General features: G+C 66.6%; 22 protein-coding genes. 9 read left to right on the top strand and 13 right to left on the bottom strand.

Annotated elements, in window-relative coordinates:
• Positions 1-259: 259 nt before the first annotated feature.
• Positions 260-490, top strand: a complete 231-nt coding sequence (locus AC24R4_RS22685) for a hypothetical protein (RefSeq protein ID WP_487523644.1) — start codon at positions 260-262, stop codon at positions 488-490.
• A gap of 76 nt (positions 491-566) precedes the next feature.
• Here the strand turns inward: AC24R4_RS22685 and AC24R4_RS22680 are convergent, their stop codons facing one another.
• From AC24R4_RS22680 to AC24R4_RS22660, 5 genes are all read right to left on the bottom strand, one after another.
• Complete coding sequence (locus AC24R4_RS22680) at positions 567-773, bottom strand: hypothetical protein (RefSeq protein WP_487523643.1); 207 nt, start codon at positions 771-773, stop codon at positions 567-569.
• The gene (locus AC24R4_RS22675; protein WP_487523642.1) at positions 766-1,380 is read right to left on the bottom strand and encodes a DUF6932 family protein; all 615 of its coding nucleotides are present in this window, start codon (positions 1,378-1,380) and stop codon (positions 766-768) included. Before AC24R4_RS22675 ends, AC24R4_RS22680 begins: the two co-directional genes overlap by 8 nt.
• Positions 1,381-1,561: 181 nt before the next feature.
• Positions 1,562-3,163, bottom strand: a complete 1,602-nt coding sequence (locus AC24R4_RS22670; protein WP_400394072.1) for a rhodanese-related sulfurtransferase — start codon at positions 3,161-3,163, stop codon at positions 1,562-1,564.
• Positions 3,160-3,780, bottom strand: a complete 621-nt coding sequence (locus tag AC24R4_RS22665; RefSeq protein ID WP_400394070.1) for a cysteine dioxygenase family protein — start codon at positions 3,778-3,780, stop codon at positions 3,160-3,162. The genes AC24R4_RS22670 and AC24R4_RS22665 overlap by 4 nt, the downstream gene beginning before the upstream one ends.
• A gap of 87 nt (positions 3,781-3,867) precedes the next feature.
• Positions 3,868-5,076: an acyl-CoA dehydrogenase family protein gene (locus tag AC24R4_RS22660; RefSeq protein ID WP_400394068.1), complete on the bottom strand. Its 1,209-nt coding sequence runs from the start codon at positions 5,074-5,076 to the stop codon at positions 3,868-3,870.
• Between the two features lie 210 nt (positions 5,077-5,286).
• Here AC24R4_RS22660 and AC24R4_RS22655 point away from each other — a divergent pair, with 210 nt between their 5' ends.
• From AC24R4_RS22655 to AC24R4_RS22630, 6 genes are all read left to right on the top strand, one after another.
• Positions 5,287-6,378: an LLM class flavin-dependent oxidoreductase gene (locus AC24R4_RS22655; protein WP_400394066.1), complete on the top strand. Its 1,092-nt coding sequence runs from the start codon at positions 5,287-5,289 to the stop codon at positions 6,376-6,378.
• Positions 6,379-6,414: 36 nt separating this feature from the next.
• On the top strand, positions 6,415-7,428 hold the full coding sequence (locus AC24R4_RS22650) for an ABC transporter substrate-binding protein (protein ID WP_400394064.1): 1,014 nt from the start codon (positions 6,415-6,417) through the stop codon (positions 7,426-7,428).
• A gap of 15 nt (positions 7,429-7,443) precedes the next feature.
• Positions 7,444-8,508 carry an ABC transporter permease gene (locus AC24R4_RS22645; protein ID WP_400394062.1) on the top strand — a complete coding sequence of 355 codons (1,065 nt, stop codon included), beginning with the start codon at positions 7,444-7,446 and terminating at the stop codon, positions 8,506-8,508.
• Complete coding sequence (locus AC24R4_RS22640; protein ID WP_400394060.1) at positions 8,502-9,284, top strand: ABC transporter ATP-binding protein; 783 nt, start codon at positions 8,502-8,504, stop codon at positions 9,282-9,284. Before AC24R4_RS22645 ends, AC24R4_RS22640 begins: the two co-directional genes overlap by 7 nt.
• A gap of 21 nt (positions 9,285-9,305) precedes the next feature.
• On the top strand, positions 9,306-10,508 hold the full coding sequence (locus AC24R4_RS22635) for a c-type cytochrome (protein WP_487523641.1): 1,203 nt from the start codon (positions 9,306-9,308) through the stop codon (positions 10,506-10,508).
• 147 nt (positions 10,509-10,655) lie between these two features.
• The gene (locus AC24R4_RS22630) at positions 10,656-11,333 is read left to right on the top strand and encodes a hypothetical protein (protein WP_487523974.1); all 678 of its coding nucleotides are present in this window, start codon (positions 10,656-10,658) and stop codon (positions 11,331-11,333) included.
• Here AC24R4_RS22630 and waaC read toward each other — a convergent pair.
• Positions 11,306-12,322, bottom strand: a complete 1,017-nt coding sequence (waaC, locus tag AC24R4_RS22625; RefSeq protein WP_400396179.1) for a lipopolysaccharide heptosyltransferase I — start codon at positions 12,320-12,322, stop codon at positions 11,306-11,308. The genes AC24R4_RS22630 and waaC overlap by 28 nt on opposite strands.
• A gap of 163 nt (positions 12,323-12,485) precedes the next feature.
• Positions 12,486-13,103, bottom strand: a complete 618-nt coding sequence (locus AC24R4_RS22620; RefSeq protein ID WP_400396177.1) for a cysteine hydrolase family protein — start codon at positions 13,101-13,103, stop codon at positions 12,486-12,488.
• Between the two features lie 88 nt (positions 13,104-13,191).
• Here AC24R4_RS22620 and AC24R4_RS22615 point away from each other — a divergent pair, with 88 nt between their 5' ends.
• Positions 13,192-14,052, top strand: a complete 861-nt coding sequence (locus AC24R4_RS22615) for a LysR family transcriptional regulator (protein ID WP_400396176.1) — start codon at positions 13,192-13,194, stop codon at positions 14,050-14,052.
• A gap of 263 nt (positions 14,053-14,315) precedes the next feature.
• Complete coding sequence (locus AC24R4_RS22610) at positions 14,316-16,280, top strand: sensor domain-containing diguanylate cyclase (RefSeq protein ID WP_487523640.1); 1,965 nt, start codon at positions 14,316-14,318, stop codon at positions 16,278-16,280.
• Here AC24R4_RS22610 and AC24R4_RS22605 read toward each other — a convergent pair.
• The 6 genes from AC24R4_RS22605 to AC24R4_RS22580 form a co-directional block, all read right to left on the bottom strand.
• The gene (locus tag AC24R4_RS22605) at positions 16,229-17,509 is read right to left on the bottom strand and encodes an AAA family ATPase (protein WP_487523639.1); all 1,281 of its coding nucleotides are present in this window, start codon (positions 17,507-17,509) and stop codon (positions 16,229-16,231) included. The genes AC24R4_RS22610 and AC24R4_RS22605 overlap by 52 nt on opposite strands.
• Positions 17,510-17,691: 182 nt before the next feature.
• Positions 17,692-19,422 carry an ABC transporter substrate-binding protein gene (locus tag AC24R4_RS22600; RefSeq protein WP_249641110.1) on the bottom strand — a complete coding sequence of 577 codons (1,731 nt, stop codon included), beginning with the start codon at positions 19,420-19,422 and terminating at the stop codon, positions 17,692-17,694.
• Between the two features lie 140 nt (positions 19,423-19,562).
• Positions 19,563-19,871, bottom strand: coding sequence for a DUF2160 domain-containing protein (locus tag AC24R4_RS22595; RefSeq protein ID WP_153945368.1), 309 nt, complete (start codon positions 19,869-19,871; stop codon positions 19,563-19,565).
• 10 nt (positions 19,872-19,881) lie between these two features.
• Entirely contained in the window at positions 19,882-20,712 is an 831-nt protein-coding gene (locus AC24R4_RS22590) for a carbohydrate ABC transporter permease (protein ID WP_153945369.1), read from the bottom strand.
• Positions 20,705-21,589, bottom strand: coding sequence for a carbohydrate ABC transporter permease (locus AC24R4_RS22585; RefSeq protein ID WP_400392829.1), 885 nt, complete (start codon positions 21,587-21,589; stop codon positions 20,705-20,707). Before AC24R4_RS22585 ends, AC24R4_RS22590 begins: the two co-directional genes overlap by 8 nt.
• Positions 21,586-22,686, bottom strand: a complete 1,101-nt coding sequence (locus AC24R4_RS22580; RefSeq protein WP_400392827.1) for an ABC transporter ATP-binding protein — start codon at positions 22,684-22,686, stop codon at positions 21,586-21,588. Before AC24R4_RS22580 ends, AC24R4_RS22585 begins: the two co-directional genes overlap by 4 nt.

Below are 22,686 nucleotides of genomic sequence, written 5' to 3'. Positions count from 1 at the left end.
ATACGGCCATCGAACACAAGGCGTCACGCGCGCGTCGGATAAACATTAGAGACAATGGGAATCAGTATTTGATTCGAGCGAGATAGCCCGTCTACCATAGCCTCACACCGATTCGCGTGAAAGTGCCTATCGAATCACTCAGAACAGGGTATCCGCCATGCGCTGCCAACGCAGGCCGCGCGTGACGGGGCGCAAGGCTGTCCAGGCGCAACGCGGGAATCAGGCTCATCACTAGACAGGAGCGCCAGGAAACATGCCAATGTCGAAGACCTCGAAGAAAAAGTACCTCAAGGCCCTGAACCGGAGCCTGAAAAAGGAAGCTGGCAAGGATTTCGGGTCGAGCTTTGTGTTCTATCCGCTCGGCGCCAAGCCCAAGGACGCCACCGGCGTGACCGCCAGCGATGCGGCCAATCCGCAGCAACTGAAGGTCATGGAGGCCGTGCAGGCGCGCGTGTTCGCCGCGTTCGGCAGCGCCTCCGGGGCTGTCTGATCACCAGCCGGAGGTTTGTCGCCTTGCTTCCCCGTTACAGCGACCGCTGTGGCAGATGTTCGATGCTGACGGCCTGCTACACGGACAGGCCGTGATCATTCGGCGGACACAGGATTTGTGAGCGCGGCGACGGCACCTTCGCTTCGGCCATCCCCAGCTCCTCAAGCACTTGCCTGAGTCGATACTCAAGACTGGATCGCGTGATCCCGTCCGGCAGCGTCGTGATCATCCTCATGAGAAAATTCCGGTCCGCATGCAGCCGGTCGATCTGGTATTCAGACATTGGCCAGTCCTTCGTTGCATAGTTTGATGTTGAGGGACCCGGCATGCTGTGCCAGCCGACGCGTGGCAGCCGCAAGACAGACACCTGCCGCCTCATCCAGCGCAGGATCAAGGTCTATCTCCAGAAAGCCCTTCCACTGCAAGCTCCGACGATGTGACCAGAGGCTGTACCAATAGGTAGACAGGCAGATCAGATCCCGCATGGATATCGACGAATCCACCCAATACCCGTCGACCATGAAGTGCCTCTTCACGAACTGCTGATCGAGAAGATGTCCCGGTATCTTTCCGTGGACCTGAGCGTGGTCTTCCAGGAATGTCACAACGTCGATGTCGCGCGGCGGACGCCATTCCAGCGATTCGATGTCCTCTGAAAAACTTCCGTCGATCCATTGGAAGCCGTTGCAGATGCCGGCTTCGTGCAGCGCCTTTCTGAACGCCAGCAATCCTTGCAACAGCCTGCAGCGATGCGATGACGTGGCAAACCGCTCCACCAGGGCAATCAGTGATACGTGGTAAGGCGACCGCTCCATACTGCCCGGGTGGGGCCCGGTCACCGGCGGAAGCACCCGCGCATCATTCCACGCTGGTATCGGTACAACATTCATGAATTGACCCCCAGTTTGTGCGGCGCCTGCCTTTCAGGCAAGAAAGGCGGGCCGCGTTATCGATGGGGAATCTTCACACGCATTGGCGTAAACTTCTGTGCCCAAATGGAACATTGCTGTTGCATTTTGGGATGGCCCACTGCGTTGCGCAGGGGCCTTGCCTTGGCGCAATTCGGTTAGCTCAAGCCACCTCAAAGAAATGCGTGCCGTCGCGGTCGAGTTGTGCGATCAGGCCGAATTCCCAATCGAGGTACGCCTGCATGGCAGCCGCTGCGTTGTCGGTGCCCTCGTACGGGCGGCGATAGCGATCCGTGCGCGGCACGGCCAGACGGGTTTCGCCCTGCTCGGCTGGCAGGCCCGCGTCGAACCACGCCGCGTTGCCGCCTTCCAGCACAAAGACCTCCGACGTGGTCAGCGCCTGCAGGTCCACGGCCGCAAACCGGGCCAGCAGGCTTGACCCGCAGGTCAGCACATAGCGGCGGGCCGGCGGGATAGCGCGCAGCGCCTGGGTTAGCTGCGCCCGGATCGTGAACCACGCACCGGGGATATGACGCTTGACGTAGTTGGCGCTGGCCGTCACGTCAATGACCGCCACGTCGCCGGTTTCCAGCCACCCGGACAGCGTTGCCGGCGCGATCGTTGGCACGTCCGGTGCGGCGGGACGATTCGCCGCCGGGGTGCCGCGCTCGCTGCGCAGGGCATCGCCGACCGGCTCCACCACATAGACCTCCCATCCCATCTGGGCCAGCCATGACGCGCTCATGTTGGCGCGCACGGCGTCATCGTCCGCCAGCACGATGCGCGCGCCACGCACCGGTGCGTTGTGATCCGTTTCCTGCACCAGCTGGCCGCCCGGCGCACTGGCGAAGCCAGGCAGATGGCCGTCGGCGTATTCCTCGGGCGTGCGCACGTCGAAGCGGTACACGGTGCGGCCCGGGGTCTCCAGCGATGCCAGCGCGTCATGCGCAATGCGCTTGACGCCCGCCCTGTCCGCAATGGCCCGGGCGCCTGCGCGGGCCTGTTCCAGGTTGGCCGCGCCCACCTGCGCCGGTGCGCGGCGGCTGGCGCCGTGCGACAACGTCTGCCCGGCCAGGGTCCAGCCGATCGTTCCATTGCGCAGCGCCGCCACAGGGTTCGGAATGCCGGCATTGATCAGCGACTGCGTGCCGATGATGCTGCGGGTACGGCCCGCGCAGTTGACGACGACTTGCGTGGCGGGGTCGGGCGCCAGTTCGCGCACACGTAGCACCAGCTCCGCGCCGGGCACGCTGGTCGACGTGGGAATGTTCATGGTCTGGTATTCGTCGAAGCGGCGCGCGTCGACGATCACCACATCGGCCTTGCGGTCGATCAGCGCCTGCACCTCCGTGGCGCTCAGCGAGGGCGTGTGCCGCTTGGCCTCGACCAGTTCGCCAAACGACTTGCTGGGCACGTTGACGTCGCGGAACACTTCGCCGCCACCGGCGATCCATGCTTCCAGGCAGCCGTCGAGCAGCGACACATCGGTATAGCCCAGCCTGCGCAGCACGCTTGCGGCACGCGGCGCCAGGTCTTCGCCGTCATGCCCGCCGTAGATCACGATACGGGTATCGCGCCGCGGGATGCGCGTCCAGGCTTCGAGTTCGAGCTTCGACAGCGGGAAGTTGGCCGCCCATAGCGGATGCTGCTGCGCGAACGGGTCTTCCTCGCGCACATCCACCAGCGCAATCTCGGCGCGGTCCAGCAACGCCTGGCGCACTGCCTGGCTGGTCGTGACGGGAAACGGATGGCTGGCTGCGGTCATGGTGCGACGGATTCCTTCGAGCGGTCCCAGGGATTGGGCAAGGTGGTATTGGAGTAGCCGGAGATAAAGGTCTTGCTGCCGCCGGCTTCCGGATAGACATGGCGGCTTACCGCGCCGATATTGGCGCCGTAGACGTGGATGCTGATCGATACGCGGTCGTCGAAGGCATTGTGAACGCGGTGGATATCGCCAACCGTGGGCGACACCGCCTCCACCTGGCCCGGCTCCAGCCGCACGGCCGTGCCTTCCGGCCGGGGCACGCCGTCACCGTGTATCGCGTAAGGCTGGGCGTACTCGGCGCCGCGCAGCATGCCGATCAGGCCCCACACCGTATGGTCGTGGATCGGCGTGCGCTGTCCCGGCCCCCAGACGAAGCTGACGATCGAGAACCGCTCGGCGGAATCGCAGTGCAGCAGCATCTGCTGGTAGAACTCGGGATGGGGCTGCGCATAGGCCTCGGGCAGCCAGTCGTCGCGCGCCACCAGCTTTGCCAGCAGCGCGCCGCCTTCGTCGAGGATGCGCGGCTCGTCCGGCTGCTGGTCCAGCAAGGCGGAAAAGGCGGTGATGAAGTCGCGCAGCGGCGCCAGCGCGTGCGCGCCAGGTAGCGTCCCGGCCATGGCTTGTCTCCAGATTCACGTGTGCCGTCGAGGCTGCGGCACATCGCACACAACCATAGCACGGCGGGCTGTCGTCTGCGCCCCGGGTCAGATACCCAGCGCCGCGCGACCGGCGGCGGTCAGGATGGCGTCGTTCTGGGGCGTATGGATGCGGCTGCAGAGCACGTCGCGATAGTGCCGTTGCAGCGGGTTGTGCCGGCTCAGACCGTGATTGCCTGACAGTTGCAGCGCCAGTTCCACGGCGCGAATCGCGTTCGATGTCACGGTGTACTTGAGCAGCCCGCTGTCGGCCGGCAGCGGCGGCGCGCCGGCATCGCAGCGCACGGCAATGTCGTCGAGCAAGACCTGGTTCACGCGCAGCAGCGCGGCGATCTCGCCAATCGACTCCTGCACGCGCGGCAAGGTGGCCAGCGGCTTGCCCAGGCTGCCCGGGGCCCGCTCGTGCACGAACTGGCGGATCCAGTCGAAGCCGGCACGCGCCACGGCGTCGTAGAGGCTGCCCAGCAGGGTCACCATCCACGCCTGCTGGTCAGCGTTGGCGTCGATGTCCGCCTGGCTGCCGCCCGCCGGCGCCCAGGCCGCGGGGGGGCGGATGTCCACGGCGTTTTCCAGCGGAATCCAGACATCCTCGAACACGGTTTCGTGGCTGCCCGATGCACGCAGCCCCAGATGGTCCCAGCTTTCGATCACCCGGATGCCGGGCGTCTCGGCGTCCGGCTTGGGCACCAGAAAGATGCCGACGCGCGGCTCGGGCTCGTGCGTGCGCGCCCATACGGCCAGCCAGCGCAGGGCCGGGATGCCGGTGGTGTACAGCTTGTGGCCGCGCAGCCGCCAGCGGTCGCCCACGCGGGTGGCCACCGTGCCCGGCAGGCCGCCGCGTGCCGGCGAGCCAAGCTCCGGCTCCACGCGCAGCGAGTTGATCAGGCCGCCCTGCTCCACGGCACTGCGGAATACCTGCTGGCGCACCGCGTCGGGCCAGCGCGAATCGGCGCGACCGATCGCGCGATGCTGCAGGTAGGTCATCGTCAGCACCAGCGCCGTGGCCGCGTCGCCGCCCGCCACGGCCGCGATGATGCGCCGCGCCTGGACCAGCCCCGCGCCAGCACCGCCGTGCGCGGCCGGCACGACCTGTGCGATCAGGCCGTAGCCGTGCAGCTGCGCGAAATTGTCGTGCGGGAACGTGCCATCGGCGTCGTGGGCGGCAGCGGTGGTGGCGAAGCGCGCGGCCAGTTCGGCCAGCACGTCGTCCAGCCGTGCCGCCGGGGTCGGCAGGCGATGCAGGGATGACGAAGACATGCGGTTTCCTTCGGGCGTCGGGGGAACAGGATCAGGCGCCACATAGCGTACCGCCGCAGGCCCGGCCTTGATAACGACGCATATCGCATATCGACCGGCGGTTTTTGCTGCATATGGAGCGGCGTTTTTATTCGTTGGGTCTGCCGCCGCGCGGGCGTACGGTTCTCGTCCATACCCGTACCCCATCCAGGCAAACCAGGAGCATCACGCATGAGCGTCAACTTCATCGGCATGATCCAGAGCCAGAAGCAATCGGAAATCCATCCGCCTACCGGGCCCGTGGTCGACCGCGACTATGTGCGCGCCTTCGCGCAGGCCCACGAGCAGGCCGGCTTCGACCGCATCCTGGTGCCGCACCACTCCACCGGCCCGTCCGCCACGCTGACCATCTCGTACGCGGCCGCCGTCACCGAGCGCATCCACTTCATGCTGGCCCACCGGCCGGGCTTCACGTCGCCCACGCTGGCCGCGCGCCAGATCGCCACGCTGGACCAGTTCAGCGGCGGCCGGCTCGGCGTGCACTTCATCTCCGGCGGGTCGGACGACGAGCAGAAGCGCGATGGCGACTACCTGGACCACGACCAGCGTTACGCCCGCACCGACGAATATCTGGGCATCCTGCGGCGCATCTGGACGGAGACGCAGCCGTTCGACCACGACGGCACGTTCTACCGCTTCGCGCGCGGCTTCTCCGAAGTCAAGCCGGCGCAGCAGCCGCATGTGCCGATCTACTTCGGCGGCGCGTCCGAGGCGGCCATTGCCGTCGCCGGCAAGCACGCCGACGTCTATGCGCTGTGGGGCGAATCGCTCGACCAGGTGCGCGAACTGACCACGCGCGTGCGGGCCGAAGCGGCCAGACACGGCCGCGAGATCCACTTTTCGGTGTCGTTCCGGCCGGTGCTGGCCGATACCGAGGAAAAAGCCTGGCAGCGCGCCGACGACATCCTCGAACGCACCCGCGCGTTGCGCGTGCAGGCCGGCTACAGCCGGGGCGGGCCGCAACAGAGCGAAGGCGCGCGCCGGCTGCTGACGGCGGCCGAACAAGGCGATCGCGTTGACCAGCGTCTGTGGACGGCCATTGCACGCGAAACGGGCGGCCGTTCGAATTCCACCGGGCTGGTCGGCACGCCGGAACAGGTGGCCGATGCCCTGCTGGCCTACTACGACCTGGGCGTGACCACGTTCCTGATCCGCGGCTTCGATCCCCTTGAAGACGCCGTCGACTACGGCCGCGAGCTGATTCCGCGCGTGCGCGCGCTGGTCGCACAGCGCGACGCCGAACAGCGCCGCCGCGCCGCCTGAACCACCCACACCAACAACAACGGGGAGCGGGAAACCATGAGCCAGAACACCTTCCAGCCTGATGCACGCCGCCGCAGCGTCCTGCGGCTCGCCGGCACCGCAGCCATCGCCGCGCCGGCCCTGATCCTGGGCCGCCAGGCGTGGTCCGCACCGCGCAAGCTGACCTTTGCGTGGAACCAGAATTCGTTCTGCCTGACACCGATCGTGGTGGCCCAGGAAAAGGGCTTCTTCGAGAAAAACGGGCTGCAGGTGGACCTGATCAACTACAGCGGGTCCACCGACCAGCTGCTGGAATCGATCGCCACCGGCAAGGCCGACGCCGCCGTGGGCATGATCCACCGCTGGCTCAAGCCGCTGGAAGCAGGCTTCGACGTCAAGATCATCGGCAGCTCGCATGGCGGCTGCGTGCGGCTGGTGGGCGCCAAGGCCGCCGGCGTGACGAACCTGCAGGCGCTCAAGGGCAAGACCGTCGGCGTCAGCGACCTGGCCGCGCCGGGCAAGCACTTCTTCACGATCCTGCTGGCCAAGAACGGCATCGACCCGGACCGCGACATCACCTGGCGCCAGTACCCGGCCGACCTGCTTGGCGTGGCCGTGGACAAGGGCGAGATCCAGGCGATTGCCGACGGCGATCCCAACCTCTACCTGCTGGAAAAGCGCACCAACGGCGCCTATGTGGAACTGGCCACCAACCTGACCGGCGAGTATGCGCGCAAGGTCTGCTGCGTGATCGGCGCCCGTGGCGAACTGGTCCGCAACGACCGGCCGGCCGCGTCCGCGCTGGCCCGGTCGATCGTGCAGGCCACCGACTACGTCAACGAGAACCCCAACGAGGCGGCCAAGGTCTTTGCCAAATACTCGCCCAAGATCAGTACCGACGACCTGCGCAAGCTCTATGCGTCGCTGACCTACACCCATCACCCGACCGGCGTGGACCTGCAGGAGGAAATCGCGTTCTATGCCGGCGATTTCCAGCGCATTGGCGTGCTCAAGAAATCGACCGACACGAAGAAGCTGGCGCAGCACGTCTACGCCAACGTCCTCGGCTAACCCGGGAGCGCCCACATGGCTACGCCGCAACAAACGCTTGACGCCACGCTGCCGCTGGACGGATCGGCCAAACCGGCCCGACCGGCCAAACCGTCCAAATCGACCGGCACGCCAGCCGGTGTCTGGCCCACCGGCATCGTCGCCGCGCTGGCGTGGGGCGCCTTCGGCGCGCTCACCTGGCGCTGGCCGAACAAGGTGGCCGGCTTTTCGGACTGGGCCTATACCGACGAACTCGGCATCGCGGTACTCGTGGCGGCCGCCGCGCTGCTGGCGGTGGCCGTGGCGGGCGGCTACGCGGGTCCGCTGCGCCGCCTGCGCCAGGCGATACGCCATGCCGGCCCGTGGCTGGTGGCCCTGCCGCTGGTCTTGGCGGGCTGGGAAATCCTGACCGCGAAAACGGCGCTGCTGCCCACGCCCTTCTTTGCGCCCCCGCAGGCGCTGATCGAGGTCTACATCGACGACTGGCGCCGGCTGGGCGACAGCGCGCTGAACACGCTGAAGCTGCTCGGCTTCGGCGTGGCCTACGGCGGTGTGGTGGGCTTCCTGATCGGCGTGTCGATCGGATGGTCGCGCCGCATCGGCTACTGGGTGCATCCGGTGCTGCGTGTGCTGGGGCCGTTGCCCTCCACCGCGCTGCTGCCGCTGACGTTCTATTTCTTCCCGTCGAGCTATTCGGCGGCCGTCTTCCTGATCGCGCTGGCCACTGCCTTTCCGGTGGCGGTGCTGACCTGGTCCGGCGTGGCCAGCGTCAACAAGAGCTACTACGACGTGGCCCGTACGATGGGCGCGTCAGAGGCGTTCCTGGTGCTGCGCGTGGCCATCCCGGCGGCGCTGCCCCAGGTCTTCGTGGGGCTGTTCATGGGGCTCGGCGCGTCGTTCTCGGTGCTGGTCACGGCCGAGATGATGGGCGTGAAGTCGGGGCTGGGCTGGTATCTGACCTGGGCGCAGGGCTGGGCCTCGTACGTGAACATGTACGCGGCGCTGATCGTCATGGCCCTGCTGTTCTCGGGCGTCATCACATTGCTGTTTGCCGTGCGCGACCGCGCGCTGTCGTGGCAGAAAGGAACCGTCAAATGGTAGTGGCCGCATCCGAATCCTCGCGTGGCGCCCGCATCGATATCCGCGCCGTCAGCCATGCCTTTGGCGATGGCGACACGCAGCTGCCGGTGCTCGACAGCGTCAACCTGAAGGTGGCGCCCGGCGAGTTCGTCGCGCTGCTCGGTCCCAGCGGCTGCGGCAAGTCCACGCTGCTGCGGCTGGTGGCGGGCCTCGACAGTCCCTCGCAGGGCCAGATCCTGCAGGACGACACGCCGATCGACCGCCCCGACCCCTCGCGCATCGTCGTCTTCCAGGACCCCACGCTCTACCCTTGGCGCCGCGTGCGCGACAACGTGGCGCTGGGCCTGCAGGCGCGCGGCCTGCTGCGCCGCGAAGGCCATCGCGTCGATGCGGCGCTCAAGCGCGTGGGGCTCGAAGCCTTCGCCCGCGCGTTTCCGCATCAGCTGTCGGGCGGCATGGCCCAGCGCGTGGCACTGGCCCGCGCGCTGGTCAACGACCCCCGGCTGCTTGTCCTCGACGAACCGCTTGGCAAGCTCGATTCGCTGACGCGCCTGGCGATGCAGAGCGACCTGGTCGAACTGTGGCAACGCGCGGGCTTTTCCGCCCTGCTCGTCACGCACGATGTGGAAGAGGCGCTGTTCCTGGCGCAACGCGTGATCGTGTTCAGCCAGCGGCCGGCGCGCATCACGGCCGAGATCCACGTCGACCTGCCCTATCCCCGCCATCGCGGCGATCCGCGGCTGACCGCGCTGCGGCACGAAGCACTGCGCCATCTGGGTCTCGATGCCAGCTGGTAAGTCCGTCGTCCGGGGCGCCGCATGAGCGCCCCGCCACCGCCGGCGTGGCTCGATGCGCTGCTGCGCCTGGTACAGGAAGTCCAGCTCGCGCTGTGGCAACTCTGGCACGCGCTGGGCTGGTCTGGCGATCTGCACGGCCAGCCGGCGTGGCCCTGGTCGCACCGCATTGCCGGGGACACCCTGCTGATCGATCTGGGGCTGGCGCGCCAGCTGGGCCTGTCGGTGCTGGCCATCGTGCTGGCGCTGACCTGCCTGGTCGTGGCGCTGGGCTGGCGCCGGCGGCGCATGGTGTGGCTGGGGATCGGCGCGCTGGCGCTGGTGGCGGCGCCCTGGCCTTCGCCGGTGCTGCTCGTCACGCCCGCGGCCCCGACCAGCTTTCACCAGAGCCCGACCCGATTCGCCGTGGATGCCATCGCCACTGGCGCGCAGGTCTACGCGCAGCATTGCGTGGCGTGCCATGGCACCGATGGCCGGGGCGAAGGTCCGCAGGCGGCCACGCTGTCACGCTGGCCGCCGACCTTCCTGAGTCCGCTGCTGGGCCGGCGCGCCGAAGGCGAACTGTTCTGGCACATCGTGGCCGGCATGCGCGACGGCAATGGGCACACGACAATGCCGGCCTTCGGCGATCAGCTTGATGATACCCAGGCATGGGCCGTGATCGACTACCTCAAGACGCTGGCCGCCGGCACCGGCGGCTCTACGCAAGGCAGTTGGCCGGTGCCGCTGCGACTGCCCGATGTGACGGTGCGCTGCGGCGCGGCGCCGCCGCGTGCGCTGGACGACTGGCGCGGGCGCCAGCGGGTGCGCGTCGTGGCGTTCGACGGCGCGCCTGCCACGTTACCGCTCGACGATCCACGCTTTCTCACGTTGCTGGTCACGCCCGACGGCCGCCCGCCAGCCACGATTCCGGATTTCCGCGCCGGTTGCGTGGCCGCGTCCGCGCAGGCCTGGCCCGTGTTCGCGCGGATCGCGGGGGTCGATCCAGCACGGTTGCCCGGCACCACGTGGCTGGCCGACCGCAACGGCTGGCTGCGCGCGCAGGCTGCCCCCGGGGGCAATGGCTGGAGCGACGCCAGCCTGGTTTGCACGGCGGGACAGCCGGCGCAGGGCGCGCCGGGCGGCCGGGGTGCCGGCCAGCGCCAGCCGCTCGATGGCCTGACCGCGCTGCTGCTGCGCATCGACGCGGAGCCGGTGCGCCTTGTGCAAGGGGGGGGCATTCACTGATGCCCTCGCCATGAGGGCATTTGCGTTGCGTCAACTCGCTGGCAGGACGAGAAAATTCCGCGCCCACAATTAGAAATGTCCTAACGACGTCGAGCGGCACGGCAAGTAGCGTTGAGAGCTCTCCCCCAACGCCAAGCCTTGAAGACGATGTCGCTGGAACTGACACCCGCCCATGCCGAGACCGGCGCCGAATCCGACGCTGCCGCGCTGAAAACCTGGACGGGCCGCTATGCCGCGTCGGCCGGTCTGTTCGAAGTCAGGCCTCGCTATCTGCCGCGCGACGCGCGCCCCATCCTCGACGATGACCTCGACTGCATCATCGGCTACCACCGCCGTTTTGGGCTGCGCAGCCATCTCTACGATCTCAATGGCGACATGTTTTCGGTGGCGGAAGACCTGTCGAACCTGCCGCCGCCCGAAAAGCGCGACCCGCTGGTGGTGGTGGGTGGGCTCTGGCGCGCTAACGTGCGCGGCGTGACCGCCGTGGGCCTGACCGGCACCGGCGCCACACTGGCGACCGGCACGCTGGCCCAGTTGCGCACCCGTTTTGCCCGCCTGGCGCAGTCATCGCTGCTTTACCGGGCCGCGGCCCTGGCGCGCATGGACGATCCGCAGCGATTCGTGCCGGTGCATATCCTGCGGCTGGCGATGCGTCACGGCGAATCCGTGGCCCCGCCGCCGGGACTCACCCGGGCGTCGCGCTACCTGGCCTCCATGCTGATCCGCCGCCAGCCGTTCATGCTCGACGTGGTGACTGCGAACGGCAATACGACGATCGTGGACTTCGAGTACTGGCGTTACGCCGATGCGCTGCCGGCCGCGTGAGCCGGCACGCCCGCCGGCGCCGGGCTTGCATGCGTGACGTGATCGATGGCGCGCAGCACCTCGTCGACCGACGGCGGCGCGCCGTTATCGCCGACCGACACCGACTGTCCAGGCTTGTTCACGCCAAAATGCGGCCGCGACGTCGCGGTGAACAGCATGACGGTCGGCTTGCCCAGCGCATCGGCCAGATGCACGAAGCCGGTGTCCATGCCGACGACCAGAGCGGCGGCATCGACGCGCTGCGCGCACTCGGTGATCGACATGCGCGGCAGCACCTCGGCGCCGGGGATGGCCGCGGCCAGCGCCTGGGCTTCCTGCTGCTCCTTCGGCGAGCCCCATGGCAGCTGCACGCGATAGCCGCGCCGGGCCAGCTGGTGCCCGATCTCGACCCAATTGGCCTGCGGCCACTTCTTGATGTCGAGCGACGTCGCGTGGAACAGCAGCGCACGTGGCACGCCATCGGCGTTCAGCGGCGTGGCCGGTGCCGGCACCCGAAGTTCGGCGGTTTCGTGCGGCTCGATGTCGTATCCCAGCGCGTTGGCCACCACCATGCGCATCTTCTGGCGGCAGTTGGCATCGCCGTGCGGACCAAAAATCTCGGTGTAGGCGAACACGGCCTTTGCTTCGCCGAGAAATTCGGCGGCATAGCCAAGGCGCCGCGGGGTCCGTGCCAGCCGGGCGGCGATGGCACTCTTGTAAACGCCGTGAACGTCGATGGCCACGTCATAGCGTTCGCGGCGCAGCGACATCAGTGCGCCGATGATGCCGCGCAGGTCGCGCCATTTGCGGCCATTCTTCTTGAACTGGCGCAGAGGCGGCGCGATGACACGGTCAACGCCGACCGCCCAGCTCGGAATATCCGCGCACGACGCGTCGGCAATCCAGTCGATTTTGGCGTCCGGATAGGCACGGCGCAGGTCGTACAACAGCGGCAGGGTATGCACCATGTCGCCAAGCGAGGTGATCTTGATAAGCAGGATGCGCTTCATGCGGGGGCGGCTTGTTTGAGCAAACGCGGCCGGATTGGCCGCGTTGGAAAGGCGCTAGTATGCCCCAGACCGCCAGCCCCAGCGCGTGACGCAAATGTAATGAATTGAACACATCACAATTTCGCCACCCGCCCCCAGCCAGCCGCACGGCGGTCGATCGACGTCAGTGCGTCAACGCCGAAGCATCCGCCACGATCGTCGCAAACCTGTCGTTCAGCGCGGCCAGTGTCACGCGGTGCAGTTCTGCGGCGCGCAACGGGTCGCCGCCAAGCGGATCGGGCAGATCGCGCGTGGCACAGCCCGCTGCGACCAGCGTGACGCGATAGCCATGATCGAGCGCGGACCGCACGGTCGCGCTGATGCACATATGGGTCTGAAAGCCCGCCACGATCAGTTCCTTGCGGCCGAGCGCGCCAAGCAGCGCGGCCAGATTGGTGCCCGCAAAGCTGTTTGGCAGATTCTTGATGACCGTCTGCTCGCCTTCGGCGGGGGTCAGACCCTCGATGATGGCCGCGAACGGGCCGGTCGGGTCGAACGCACCGCCAGGCTTGCCGTGGTGAACCACATGGATGACCGGCGTGCCGTGCTGGCGCGCCTGCGCAAGCAGCGCGGCGCACTCGGCCACGGCTTCCGGCATGCCGGTCAGCGGCAGCTTTCCATCGACGTATTCGCGCTGGTGATCGACCAGCACCAGCACGGCGTCCGACCACGCGGACGGCTGGCGGCTGGCACCGGCGGCATCGAGCAGGGTGAAAGGCTTGGCGGCAGGCGTTGCGGTCATGACGGTCTCCGTACAGTAAAAAGTGGCTATGCAGGCATCGTAGAGGCCGGTAAGCTGTACGCCAATTAGCCACGAGATCACACATACTGTGCAAAAAAGCACAATCACCTGGGATGACCTGCTGACCCTGTCCACGCTGATGCGGGTCGGCAGCTATTCGGCATGCGCCCGTGAACTCGATATCACGCATGCCACCGCCATCCGGCGCATCCGGCGGCTCGAAACCGCGCTCGGCAAACCCGTGGCCACGCGCACGGACGGGACGTTCGTACTGACTGCCGCCGGACGCAACGCGCTGGCCGCCGCGCGCGAGATGGAACAATCCGCCGACCGTCTGCTGCGCGAGATCGAAGGCTCAAGCGCGGGCGTGTCGGGCGTGGTGCGGGTCGCCGCGACCGCCTCGCTCGGCAGCCATTTCCTGACGCCACGCCTGCCCGCCTTCTACGTGCGCAATCCCGACGTGGAAGTGCGGCTCGAGGTGGATAACCGTGTCACCAGCCTGGCCCGGCGCCGCGCGCATATTGCGGTACGCCTGGCTCGGCCGCAGGAAGACTCGCTGATCGCGCAGCGCGCCGGCACGGTCCAGTTCGGGCTCTATGCGCCGGCCGTCATGTCCGCCGCCGTGGCGGAGTCGCGCGACACACCGCTGTGCGGGCTGCTCGACGAAGGCTTCTCACTGCCTGAAGTCGCTTGGCCACAGGAGCAGGGACGGCGCTTCTCGTTCCAGTCCAACAGCTTCGTGGCCGTGCGCGAAGGCGTGCGCGCAGGCCTCGGCGTGGCATTGCTGCCCCACTACCTGGCTGCCGGCGAGCCCGGCCTGGCGCTTGTCCGGGAGGTCCCCGAGGTCTTCCGCGAAATCTGGCTCGCCTATCCGCCGGAGTTCCGGGGGGCATCGCGATTCCGGCCCGTCATCGACTGGCTCGCCGAGGCACTGGCTACGTGCCCGTGAAGCTAATGGGGCCGTCCCGTTGTCGCGCCGCCACCCCGAAGCGGCGCATACGCCACCCCATGTGGGAAGCCGCACGTGTTTCCATCGCTGCTCTCACCGAAAAAAACAGCAGTTCTGCTACGCTCTGACCGGGTTGCCAACGTTGCATCGTCAAGATGCGTTCAAGAAATGGGCAGGGTCGTTGCATGGAAGCCCAGGCAGCCGGAGAACGGGTCAGTGCGCAGAACAAAAAGAGATTCATGCGGCACTCATTGAAGTATCGAATGGCAATCGCGGCCGCGACGGTTGTTACGCTGGTATTTGTCGTGCGGGTTGGGTTTTCCCAGGTCTACGCATACACACGCCTGAAGGAAGTCGTTCAGGCCCAGCAGGACACCCTGGTCAAGCTGGTCGCCGATCAACTCGACGAGAAGCTCGAGTCGCGCGCTATCGTTTTGCGACGGCTCGCGCGCACGCTCGCGCCCGTCCTCGATCGTCCCGCCGGCCAACTGCGCCAGATGGCCATCGACACGGTCGACATGCCCGCGCACTTCAATGCCACCTTCCTGGCCGCGACCGATGGCACGCTCGTCTTCAGCACCGCCGTGCCCGATAGCGTCAAGATGACCGTAGGCGATCGCGATTACTTCAAGGCCATCGTCAACGGCGCGGACTTTGCCGTCTCCGACCTGCTGCAAGGCAAGCACTCGAGCGCCCCCGGCGTCATCCTGGCCGTGCCGTTGCACGACAGCCATGGCCAGTTGCGGGGTGTGGTGGGCGGCGTGCTGAACCTGTCGGCAGAAAACTTTCTGGGCGAACTGGCGCATCACCGCGTAGGGGTCACCGGTTTTTACTGTCTGGTGTCGGCCGGGCCGAATCCGCGCTACGCGATGCATCCCGATGCGGCAAAGGTTCTGACCCCTGCGCAGGCGGTTGGCGAATCCTGCGGCGCCGAAGCCCCCGAATCGACACTGGAGTCGATCTGGCCGGAGCAGCCCGTGGTAGCCCGCTTCCTGCTGGAGTCGAATGGCTGGGAAGTCATCTCGGTCCTGCCCGCCGCCGAAGCCTACGCACCGCTGGTCGAAGTGCGCCAGCGGGCCGTCATCCTGGGCATCGTGACGTTGCTGGCGGCCGCGATTCTGATGTGGGCCGTGATCCGGCACCTGCTGGCGCCGCTGGAGCGCCTGCACCGGACCGTGCGACGTCTTTGCGAACAGCCCGCCGCCATGGCAGAACTGCCCGTGCGCCGCGACGACGAAATCGGCGAACTGGCCGGGGCGTTCTCGGAGGTCATGACCCAGCTGATCGAGCGGGAAGCCGCACTCAAGGCCGCCAACAGCAAGGCAGCGGCCAGCGAGAAGCGCCTGGAGGCCATCGCCAACCATGTTCCGGATCTGGTGGCCTTCGTCGATGCCGGCGAGCGATTCGTGTTCGTCAACCAGGCCTACGCATGCCATTTCGGCTTGCCGGCCAGCCAGATCACGGGCCTCTCGCTGCGCGAGCTCTGGGGCACGCCCGAGTACGTCGCCAACAAGCCGTACCTGGAACAGGCCTGCGCGGGCGAGCCCGTTACCTACAGCCGCGAGGACGCCGAAGGCCGGGCCTGGGAAATGACCTTCCAGCCGGCCTGGAACGATACGAAGGACGCCGTCACCGGGCTGCACATGTTCGCCCGCGACATCACCGGCGAACGCCAGAAGCTGCGCTCGCTGGAAGCCCAGACACTGTCCGATCACCTGACCGGCCTGCTCAACCGCAAGGGTTTCGACCGCCGCCTGCAGGAAACCATGGCCCGCGCCGACGCGGGTGGCTACCGCACCGCGCTGCTGCTGGTGGACCTCGACGACTTCAAGGCCGTCAACGACAACTACGGGCACCCGATCGGCGACCAGTTGCTGGTTGCCTTCGCGGAACGCCTGCGCGCCTGCGTGCGGGCCGGCGACGCCGTGGCGCGGATTGGCGGCGACGAATTCGCCATCGTGCTCGACAACGTAGGCCATCCCAATACGGTCGAACGGATTGCCCAGACGGTGGTGCATGCAGCGATGCGGCCGTTCGATATCGACGGGCACCGGCTGGTGTCCACGGCCAGCGTGGGCAGCGCGATGCATCGCCCGGACCAGGGCACGTCGGTCAGCGAACTGTTCATGCGCGCCGACATGGCGCTGTACGATGCCAAGCGGCATGGCAAGGCCTGCTATGCGTCGACGGGGGCCAGGTGGCCGGAGGACGCATCCTCGGACGTCTGAAGCCCGGCCCCGGACGTCGGCACGATGAACGGGTCCAGGTCCTCGTCGCCGTCCGACCGTCGCCCGCCCGGCATCGCGGGCACGATATCGAGCAGCCCCGCCCGCCGCATGGCGCCTGCCAGCGTCGGGTCCGCGAGCATATGGATGCCCAGTACCGAGCCCCACATCAGTTTCAGCGCAGTCAGCCGCTTCAAGGACTGTTCGATATCGCGCCGCTCCGGCGCCCGGCTCCAGTCAGGGTCCAGTTCCTGCACGACCGTCCGGTACAGCCCCATCGTCCGGGTGTCGAACCCGGCAATCGTGGACGGCGTGGCGGCCACCACGCGCAGCACCGCATCGTCGATCGGGTCCAGCGGATCCATGGCTTTCAGGAAAGGCTGGTGAACCTTGGCCAGGCGGAGGTCTACGGCGCGTTCGAATGCGTGCCTGACGCTCACCCCCTGGAACTGGCCGTAGAGCGCCACCCGCAACGCGGCGTCCATCAGGACTTCGGGGCGACTTTCCGCGCGCTGGAACATCCGTTCGAGCAGCGCATCGTCGGCCGAGGGCGGCAGTTCATACTTGCGCCGTACCCACTGCAGGAAGTCGGCGCCGAGTTCCGGAAACGCAAACTGCGATGCGCTGTACATCGTGTGCCGCCCGCCCAGCATCATCAGCAGCTTCGTACGGTCGGAGCCCGTGAACACGGTCCGTACGCCATACAGTCCCCGCTCGTTGTTGAGCAGGTCCCGCGTGGCTTTCAGCGTGTACAGCATGCTGTCCCCACGCTCGGTTGCCAGCATCTGCTGCGCTTCGTCGATGATCAGGATGATCGGACGACGCATCCTGGCCGACAACGCCTCCATCGAGCGGTAGACCCACAGACCCCCGCGCTTCTCGGGTGTCTCGCCGTGACCGAAGGCCAGCGACAGGCTGCCGAATCCGACCCCCTTCAGCCCCACCGCCTGCGCGAATCTGGCGGCGATGCTCTCGTTGGCATCCAGCGCGTTCTGGACCGCACCGACCACCACGTCGGCCGGGTCCCTGTCTGTCTCGCCCCACAGATCCGCCATCACCACCAGGCCGCCAAGCCTGCGGATGGCAGGCGCCACCTCCTGCCGCAGGAACGTGCTCTTGCCGATGCCACGCGATCCGATCAGCGCGATGACCTTGCTGGCCGGCCCATGCAACAGCTTCTGCGCGATATCCGCGGCCAGCCTGGGGCGTTCGAAATGATCCGACAAATCCATATCGCTCCTCGTTTATCAAGACCCGCGAGCGATTCTAGGCAGTCCACCTCCACAGTCCACCCCTCAACCCCGACTGCAACAGCAATGTTCCAATCCTTAACAGATCCACAAAAAAATGAAGCGGTGACGCAACACGCGCCACCGCTTCACACTGCAGACTGAACACCCCGTTCAGAGAAGGATCAGCGGACTCGCCCTTCCTTCCACGCCTGCAGCAGCTTGTCGTAGGCGATGGTTTCGCCCTTCGGCTTTTCGTTATCGAGCTTCTTCCACGGCGCATGCTCCGACGACAGCCACTTCGACGGATCGCTCTTCGGATTCAGCTTCGGCGCGCACTGGGCCATGCCCGCGCGCTGCAGCCGGCCCATCACCTGGTCCATTTCCTCGGCCAGGTTGTCCATGGCGGCCTGCGGCGTCTTCTCGCCCGTCACCGCCGTTGCCACGTTCTTCCACCAGAGCTGGGCCAGCTTCGGATAGTCGGGCACGTTGTTGCCGGTCGGCGTCCAGGCCACGCGGGCCGGGCTGCGGTAGAACTCGATCAGGCCACCGTACTTGGCCGCGTTCTTGGTCAGGTACTCGTGGTGGATGTCGCTGTCGCGGATAAAGGTCAGGCCCGTCAGCGACTTCTTCAGCGACACCGTCTTGGAGGTCACGAACTGGGCGTAGAGCCACGCCGCGGCCAGGCGGTTCGGGTCGGTGTTCTTGAAGAACGTCCACGAGCCCACGTCCTGGTAGCCGTTCTGCATGCCCTGCTTCCAGTACGGGCCGTATGGCGAGGGCGCCATGCGCCACTTCGGCGATCCGTCGGCGTTGACCACCGGCAGGCCCTTCTTGGTCATGTCGGCGGTGAAGGCCGTGTACCAGAAGATCTGCTGGGCCACCTGGCCCTGGGCCGGCACCGGGCCGGCCTCGGAGAACGTCATGCCCATGGCCTGCGGCGGGGCGTACTTCTTCATCCAGTCGATGTACTTGGTCAGCGCGTAGACGGCCGCCGGGCTGTTGGTGGCGCCGCCGCGCGACACCGACGCGCCCACCGGCGTGCACTTGTCGTCGGCCACGCGGATGCCCCACTCGTCCACGGGCATGCCGTTGGGCAGGCCCTTGTCGGCCGAACCGGCCATCGACAGCCAGGCATCGGTAAAACGCCAGCCCAGCGACGGGTCCTTCTTGCCGTAATCCATGTGGCCGAAGACCTTCTTGCCGTCCAGCTCCTTCACGTCGTTGGTGAAGAAGTTGGCGATGTCCTCGTAGGCCGACCAGTTGGTCGGCACGCCCAGGTCATAGCCGTACTTGGCCTTGAACTTGTCCTGCAGGTCCTTGCGCGCGAACCAGTCGGCGCGGAACCAGTACAGGTTGGCAAACTGCTGGTCGGGCAGCTGGTAGAGCTTGCCGTCCGGCGCCGTGGTGAACTTGGTGCCGATGAAGTCCTTGACGTCGATGCCGGGGTTGGTGAACTCCTTGCCGGCGCCGTTCATGTAGTCGGACAGCGGCAGGATGGCGCCGTACCGGTAGTGCGTGCCGATCAGGTCGGAATCCGAAATCCAGCCGTCGTAGATCGACTTGCCGGACTGCATCGACGTCTGCAGCTTCTCGACGACGTCGCCTTCCTGGATCAGGTCATGGTTGACCTTGATGCCGGTGATTTCCTCGAAGGCCTTGGCCAGCGTCTTCGATTCGTACTCGTGCGTGGTGATCGTCTCGGACACCACATTGATCTGCGTCACGCCCTTGGCCTTGAGCTTGGCGGCGGCGTCGATGAACCACTTCATTTCGGCCTGCTGCTTGTCCTTGGCCAGCGACGACGGCTGGAATTCGCTGTCGATCCACTTCTTTGCCGCGGCCTCGTCGGCCCAGGCGGCATGCCCGCATGTCAGTGCGGCCGCAAAGGCCAGGGCCGACATCCCCAACTTCACGCGCTCTTTCATTCGTTGTCTCCTCAGGTACCCTTCCCCGGTTCTGTCACAGGGTTGCGGCCCCGGGGAAGGGGACAAGATCTCGCAGCCCATGCACAGCAATACCAGTCGAAACCCCTGTGGCCACCTTCCAGGCGCCTTTAGCCCCGGCGCATGACGATCACCAGCACCACGGCCGAAATGGCCGCGCTGATCCACACCGACGGCGCTTCCGCCAGCTGGAACCAGCCTTGCATCTTCTCGCCCAGGCCTACCCAGGCCAGGTTGATCCACGCGGCGCACATCAGCCCGATAAACAGGCGGTCGCCCCGGGTGGTGGCGATCGGCAGGAAACCCTTGCGCTCCACGGTCGGCGCGCGCACCTCCCAGATCGTCATGCCGATCAGCATCACCACCACCAGGGTAAAAAATACCGCCACCGGGGTCGTCCATACCATCCAGCTCAGCATCGCCGACTCCTTACACGCGGCCCATCGCGAATCCCTTCGCGATGTAGTGCCGGACGAACCAGATCACGATGGCGCCCGGCACGATGGTCAGCACGCCGGCCGCGGCCAGCACGCCCCAATCCATGCCCGACGCCGATACCGTGCGCGTCATCGTCGCCACGATCGGCTTGGCATTGACCGATGTCAGCGTGCGCGCCAGCAGCAGTTCCACCCAGCTGAACATGAAGCAGAAGAACGCGGCCACGCCCACGCCGGCCTTGATCAGCGGCAGGAAGATCGTCAGGAAGAAGCGCGGGAACGAATAGCCATCCACATAGGCGGTCTCGTCGATCTCGCGCGGCACGCCGGACATGAAGCCTTCCAGGATCCACACCGCCAGCGGCACGTTGAATACCAGATGGGCCAGCGCCACGCCCAGGTGGGTGTCCATCAGCCCGATCGTCGTATAAAGCTGAAAAAATGGCAGCAGGAACACCGCTGGCGGGGTCATGCGGTTGGTCAGCAGCCAGAAGAACACGTGCTTGTCGCCGATGAACTGGTAGCGCGAGAACGCATAGGCCGCCGGCAGCGCCACGGAGATCGAGATCACCGTGTTCAGCAGCACGTAGATCAGCGAATTGATATAGCCGGAATACCACGACGCATCGGTGAAGATCGTCACATAGTGTTCCAGCGTGACCGCCGCCGGCCACAGCGACAGCGACGACACGATCTCCTCGTTGGTCTTGAACGACATGTTCACCATCCAGTAGATCGGGACGATGGCGAACAGCAGGTACAGCGTCAGGAAGACCGGACGCCACCAGCCCGGACGCTGGCCGGGAAGCTTGCGATCAGCCATTGGGGACCTCCTCGGTGCCGGCCGTGCCGGCGCGCTGCATCCAGTTATAGAGCACGAAACAGGTCAGCAGGATGATCAGGAAGTAGACGATCGAAAACGCGGCGGCCGGGCCCAGGTCGAACTGCCCCACGGCCTTCTGCGTCAGGTACTGCGACAGGAATGTGGTGGCGTTGCCGGGGCCGCCGCCGGTCAGCACGAACGGTTCGGTGTAGATCATGAAGCTGTCCATGAAGCGCAGCAGGACGGCGATCATCAGCACGCCGCGCAGCTTGGGCAGCTGGATGAAGCGGAACACCGCGAAACGCGACGCCCCGTCGATCTGCGCCGCCTGGTAGTAGGCATCGGGAATCGCGCGCAGGCCCGCGTAGCACAGCAGCGCCACCAGCGGCGTCCAGTGCCAGACGTCCATCACCAGCACCGTCACCCAGGCATCCAGCGCACTGCCGGTGTAGTTATAGTCGAATCCCATGCCATCGAGCGCCGCCCCCAGCAGGCCAATGTCGGTCCGGCCAAAGATCTGCCAGATCGTGCCCACCACGTTCCACGGAATCAGCAGCGACAGCGCGATGATGACCAGCACGGCCGACGCCTGCCAGCCCTTGGCCGGCATGGCCAGCGCCAGCAGGATGCCGAGCGGGATCTCCACGCACAGCACCGCCAGCGAAAAGCCAAGCTGGCGCAGCAGCGCATCGTGCAGCTCGGCGTCGCGCAGCACCGTGGCGAACCATTCGGTGCCCACGAACACGCGGCGTTCGGGCGAGATGATGTCCTGCACCGAGTAGTTGACGATGGTCATCAGCGGCAGGATGGCCGAGAACGCCACGCAGATCACCACGGGCAGGACCAGCAGCCAGGCTTTCTGGTTGACGGGCTTCATGGGACCAGTTCCTCGTTGATGTAGAAGCAGGTATGGCGGTTGAACACCGACAGCCACGCGGTATCGCCGGGCCGCAGCGCGGCGGCCTCGGTGCCCAGGCGGGCCCGGATCGTGGCAGCTTCGCCATGATCGACCGTCGAGGTCATCAGCCAGTAGGTGCCGATGTCCTGCGCCCGCGCCACCCGCACCGGCATGGCCTGCGGGTCGCCCTCGGGCGCCAGTTGCAGGTATTCGGGCCGCACGCCGATCTTGAAGCTGCCGGCGGCCTGCAGTGCCGACAGCGTCTGGGGCGGCAACTCGGGCAGGTAGCGGCGCCCTGCCACTTCCACCGCACCGTCGCGCCACTGCCCGGGCAGGAAGTTCATGCCCGGCGAGCCGATGAAGTGCCCCACGAAGGTGTGCGCGGGCCGCTCGAACAGCGCGTCCGCCGACCCTACCTGCACGGCCTTGCCGCGCGACATCACCACCACCTGGTCGGCAAAGGTCAGCGCCTCGGTCTGGTCGTGCGTCACGTAGATCAGCGTCAGCCGGAATTCATGATGGATTTCCTTGAGCTTGCGCCGCAGTTGCCATTTCAGATGCGGATCGATCACGGTCAGCGGCTCGTCGAACAGAATGGCCGACACGTCCTGGCGCACCAGCCCGCGCCCCAGCGAGATCTTCTGCTTGGCATCGGCGGCCAGCCCGCTGGCGCGGCGGTCGAGCGAGGCCGACAGGTCTAGCATTTCGGCCACTTTGCCGACCCGCTCCCTGACCTGCGCGGCGGGCACGCCCCGGTTGCGCAGCGGGAAGGCAAGGTTCTCGCCGACCGTCATCGTGTCGTAGATCACCGGGAACTGGAACACCTGCGCGATGTTCCGGGCCTGCGGTGACGCGTCGGTCACATCGTTGCCGTCGAAGCGGATGGTGCCCTGCGACGGACGCAGCAGCCCCGAGATGCAGTTCAGCAGCGTGGTCTTGCCACAGCCGGACGGACCGAGCAGCGCATAGGCGCCGCCGTCCTCGAACGTGAAGTTCAACGGCAGCAGCGCGTAGTCTTCGTCCTTCCGCGGGTCGGCCACGTACGAGTGGGCGAGTTCGAGATCGATGCGCGCCAT

This window comes from Cupriavidus sp. CER-90 (assembly GCF_057652055.1).
Note: the sequence above shows the minus strand (reverse complement) of the source record. Positions and strands in the feature narration are given on the sequence as shown.